Consider the following 562-nt stretch of genomic DNA (forward strand, 5'->3'; position numbering starts at 1 on the left):
TGCAGCGTAAAGGTCGGAATCGTGATATTCAATAATGCATCATCAATATTGACTTCAACCTGCAGTCGGTCGGCAAACCGGGCACGTTCAATTTCCAGATAGGCATGTACGTGCTGCAACTCTTCTTCCAGGGTGACAGTTTCTATATTCTGCTTGAGATTGCGACGGAAAAACTGTGACAAATGCTGAATCAGCTGCCTGGCTTTATCAGGATCACGGCGGATCACCGCGTTGATAGTGTTCAGTGCATTGAACAGAAAGTGTGGGTTAACCTGTGCTTGCAACAGGCGCAACTCTGCCTGAGTCAGCAGGGTTTGCTGGCGGTTATAGCGACCTGTCAGGATCTGGTTCGACAAGAGTTTGGCGATTCCTTCTCCCAGCGTCAGGTTAATGGTGGAAAACAGCTTATGCTTGGGTTCATAGAGTTTTATGGTACCTATTACCTCATGGTTGCCGCCAATCAGCGGAATGACCAGTGCAGAGCCTAGTTTGCATTTGTCGTAGAGTGAGCAGCAGTAGGGCACCTCATAACCGTCGGCATAGACGAGTTCGCAGTTATCTA

General features: G+C 48.6%; 1 protein-coding gene. It reads right to left on the bottom strand.

Annotated features, from left to right (window positions below):
* Positions 1-562 (bottom strand): sensor histidine kinase (locus ACYP03_RS23920; protein WP_459782351.1); only part of this gene is annotated, 562 nt, incomplete at both ends.

The sequence above is a fragment of the Photobacterium sp. R1 genome (genome assembly GCF_054600795.1).